Raw genomic sequence first — 4883 nt, forward strand, 5'->3', positions numbered from 1 at the left:
GCCGAGCAGGAAGGAAAAATAAAACCCGGTGGTACCATTATAGAAGGCACCAGTGGCAATACCGGAATGGGTTTAGCATTAGCTGCATGTGTAAAAGGGTACAAATGTATTTTTACCACCACCGATAAACAATCTAAAGAAAAGGCAGATATTTTAAAAGCTGTAGGTGCCGAAGTAATTGTTTGCCCCACCAATGTAGAGCCGGAAGACCCCAGAAGTTATTATTCTGTAAGTAAAAGATTGGCAACCGAAGTACCTAACAGTTGGTACGTAAACCAATACGATAATTTAGCCAACCGCCTTGCACATTACGAACAAACAGGGCCAGAAATTTGGGAACAGACCGAAGGAAAAGTTACACATCTTGTGGTAGCAACCGGTACAGGCGGTACCATTGTTGGTACAGGAAAATATTTAAAAGAAAAAAATCCCAATATTAAAGTATGGGCTATAGACAGTTATGGTTCTTTATTAAAAAAATATTTTGATACCGGCGAGCTGGATCATAAAGAAGTATATCCTTACATAAGCGAAGGCTTTGGCGAAGATTTTGTGCCGGAGAATTATGATATGAGTGTGATAGATGCGTTTACAAAAGTTACTGATAAAGATGGCGCCATAATGGCCAGACGTATTGCAAAAGAAGAAGGCATGTTTTGCGGTTATAGTGCAGGTAGCTGTTTGCAGGGATTACTTCAACTAAAAGATCAATTAAAAAAAGATGATGTGGTGGTGTTAATTTTTCACGACCACGGCAGCCGTTATGTAGGTAAAGTATATAACGACCAGTGGATGATGGAAAGAGGATTTTTAGAAGTAAAAACATTTAAGGATTTAATAAGCGGAAGAGGAACACAAAAATTAGTTACCATTACCAGTACACAAACTGTAATGGAAGCTATTAATTTAATGAAGAAGTATGATATTGAAAATATACCTGTAATTGATAATGATAATAACGTAGGATCAATATCGGAAAGTGGCCTATTCAACAAAATCTTGAATAATGCAGAGATAAAGAATGATACCATCGCCTCAGTTATGGAAAAAAATTACCCGGAAGTGGCATTTAATACCCCGGTTGAAAGATTAAGTTCCTTTATTAACAAAGAAAATGGGGCAGTATTAAGCAAAGATGACACCGGCTCATATCATATTGTTACCAAATACGACATTATCCAAAGTCTTGCCAAATAATGTTAAAGGCATTTTTACGATAAGTTTGTAAGCCACGCCAATGCTGCATTGTAACGATGCAGCATTATTCATATCAATACGTATTTCAATACAAAAATCGTAAAATTACGTGTTAAATTCAGGTAAGTATCCCATAGCAAAATCTGCACATCTACTTACGCCCCAGTAAATACAGCATTGTTAAAAAAGGGCAATAACGCTCTTGTCCACACTGTGTTAACAAAGCATCTTTGTGTCAGAAGTTGATTGATAGGAATTAAATATCAATCATTATCCAAAAATCCTGACAAAGCCGAAAAAAAATATCCAATGTTTGTGAAGAACTTAAAAATCCAGTATCAGTCAACTTCTAATTTTTAAACTAAAAACAAAAGACATTATAAAGCATTAAATCCTGAAAAAACGAAATATCCAAAAGAAACCAAAGAAAACAAAAATCTAATTCCTAAAGAAGACAAGAAAACCAATATCCAATGCCTATGCTGTAAAAAGCGATGATGGCGAGAAAGACCGAAGAAAACCAATATCCAAAAATGCCTATGCCCTTAAAAGCGATGATGGCAAGAAAGACCGAAAAAACCAAATCCTAAGCTTATGCCGTAACAAGCGATGATAGCTTAAATTGAAAAGACCACTGAAACCGGATTAACTTATTAAAAGATGTTCTGTTAAAACCAGGGCCTCGTTAAAGATCCAAAGCAATCCTGTTTAAAACCGACTAGTGCTTGGTTGGTTCTCAAAAAATTAACTTCCATAATAATTTGATTCGTCAAAGGTTTATGGAAGTTTTTTAGTTTATGTTATTACCTGTTTGTACGATACCGATTTAAAATTTTCATTCCAAATTCACCTGCGTTTTTCAAGTTATCAATTACAAGTTTTTTAAACTACTGAAAGTATTTTTTTTCAAAAAAAAATTAACCATATTCGGGATGGAGTGAACAAAGGCTCCCGATACAAGGAATAATGCGAAGCATTTTTCTACTTCGTACCTTTTAATAGTTTTAAATTAAGTGTCTTGCATAATATGCCATTAACAGCTTGCAGAAGAATTGAAAAACCATAGAACCCGGCAATTTTTGAAGAAAATTCTTTTTACGCAAAACCTTCATTTTTATACGGTAAATAGTAAAAATACTTCTGTAAACAACGTAGCAATACAGCAAGCAAAACTGAATATTTACCATTGCCCCAGTAAATTCTTCATTGTTAAAATAGGGCATTAATGCTATTGTTAAACATAAGTTATCACCGCATCTTTGTGTTAGAAGTTGATTGATAGAATTAAATATCAATCATTATCCAAAAATCCTGATAAAGCCGAAAAAAAGTTATCCAATGTTTGTGAAGAACCAAAAAAAAATCCAGTATCAGTCAACTTCTAATTTTTATTAAACAATTAAAATAAATATAAATTCTAAATCCTATCGAAAACAACAATACCCAAAGAGAACAAAACCAATATCCAATGCCTATGCCTTAAAAAGCGATGATGGCCCGAAAGACCGAAAGAAAACCAATATCCAGCCTATGCCTTAAAAAGCGATGATGGCGAAAAAAAGACCAGAAGAAACCAAATCCTAAGCCTATGCCCTAACAGGCGATGATGGCTGAATTGAAAGACCACTGAAACCAGGATGAAATTATTGTGAATGATTTGCTGATTTATCAGCGTTCAAAATGATTCCTGTAAAACCGACTGTGCTTGGTTGGTTCTCAAAAAACTTACTCCCATAAGTATTTGCTTAGTCAAATATTTGTGGGAGTTTTTATTTATGCATACCCTGTTGTGCATAATTTTACAACATGATACTGCAGCCAGCATCTCCACTTCCTTATCGCCCCAAAAAAATTATTTCTGTTGTGCCATCGCAAACAGAGCTATTGCATTATTTAGGTTTGCAGCATGAAACTATTGGCATTACAAAATTTTGTATCCATCCCAAAGAATGGTACAGCAGCAAAACAAAAGTGGGTGGTACAAAAAATTTAAATACCAACTTAATAAAAAAATTACAGCCCGATTTAATTATTGCCAATAAAGAAGAAAATGTAAAAGGACAAATAGAAGAGCTGGCAAAAGATTTTAATGTACTGGTAACTGATGTTAACAATGTGGAAGATGCTTTACAGATGATTATACAAATTGGAAAAATAACGCAAAAAGAAAAAGAAGCCTTGCGTTTAGTAAAAGAAATTAAAAATGGATTTGCAAAAATTAAACAACCTCTGCAAAAAATAAATACGGCTTATTTAATTTGGAATAAACCTTACATGGCCGCTGGCGGTGGCACATTTATTAATGATATACTAAGCCAATGCGGTTTGCAAAATATTTTTGCCGATAAAGAACGATATCCACAAATAACCATTGCCGATTTGTTTATTGCCCATTGCCAGTTGCTTTTACTTTCCACCGAACCCTACCCTTTTAAACAAAAACATATTGATGAATTGCAAGCGCAATTGCCCCACACAAAAATAATTTTAGCAGATGGTGAAATGTTTAGCTGGTACGGCAGCCGTATGTTGCTGATGCCACAATATTTGCAGCGGCTTGTGGATGATGAAGGTCAATTGTGAATGGTCAATGGTTAATGGTGAATAACATTCTGCTGAATGTAAAATCTTAATAAATTATCACACTCCAATTGCCTATTGGCAATTGACCATTCACCATTGACCATTCACAATTGCCTAATGCCTATTGCCCATTCGCCACAGTTTCTTACATTTGCAAAAAAACAAATTACTTATGAGTAAATACAGTTCGGGTGTTTTATTTGGTGCAGAGTTAGAAGCATTGTACAACGATGCAAAAGATAACCAGTTTGCGCTACCTGCAGTTAATGTAATTGGTACCAACTCAGTTAATGCCACATTAGAAACTGCGGCAAAAGTTAAGTCGCCTGTTATTATACAATTTAGTAATGGCGGTGCACAATTTTTTGCTGGTAAAGGTATGCCCAACGATAAGTTGCAAGCCAATATTGCCGGTGGTATTTCTGGTGCATTGCACATACACACTGTTGCAAAACATTATGGTGTGCCGGTAATTTTACACACCGATCATGCTGCAAAAAAATGGTTACCGTGGATAAGTGGTTTACTGGATGCAGGCGAGCAATTTCATAAAGAAAAAGGGCAACCGCTTTTCAGCTCACACATGCTCGATCTTTCGGAAGAGCCTATTGAAGAAAACATAGCCACTTCTGTTGAGTTTTACAAACGCATGGCGCCACTGGGCATGAGTATTGAAATTGAATTAGGTGTAACCGGCGGCGAAGAAGATGGTGTTGACAACAGCGATATTGATAACGCAAAATTATATACACAACCTGAGCATGTGGCTTATTCTTATACCGAGTTAAGTAAAGTAGGAAAATTATTTACTGTGGCTGCAGCATTTGGTAATGTGCATGGCGTGTACAAATCGGGTAACGTACAGTTAACACCTGTAATTTTAAAAAACAGCCAGGAGTATATTGAGCGTGAATTAAAAACCGGCCCAAAACCTGTTTACTTTGTATTTCATGGTGGCAGCGGTTCTCCTCAAAATCAAATAAGAGAAGCAATTAGCTACGGCGCCATCAAAATGAATATTGATACCGATCTGCAATGGGCATTTTGGGAAGGCATTTTAGAAAATTATAAAAAGAATGAAGCATATTTGCAAGGCCAGTTAG

The 4883-nt window shown here is 35.6% G+C and carries 3 protein-coding genes; all 3 read left to right on the forward strand.

Translation table 11 applies throughout. From position 1 onward, the window contains the following. Positions 1–1197: pyridoxal-phosphate dependent enzyme (locus ACY651_RS17555; RefSeq protein ID WP_462254802.1), on the forward strand; the 1197-nt coding region annotated here is incomplete at its 5' end. Between the two features lie 1806 nt (positions 1198–3003). Then, entirely contained in the window at positions 3004–3780 is a 777-nt protein-coding gene (locus ACY651_RS17560) for an ABC transporter substrate-binding protein (protein ID WP_462254803.1), read from the forward strand. Between the two features lie 172 nt (positions 3781–3952). Then, positions 3953–4883, forward strand: a 931-nt coding sequence (gene fbaA, locus ACY651_RS17565; RefSeq protein ID WP_462254804.1) for a class II fructose-bisphosphate aldolase, incomplete at its 3' end; no start/stop codon positions are given.

It is taken from the genome of Ferruginibacter sp. (assembly GCF_031391665.1).
In the GTDB taxonomy this organism is placed as follows: Bacteria; Bacteroidota; Bacteroidia; order Chitinophagales; family Chitinophagaceae; genus Ferruginibacter.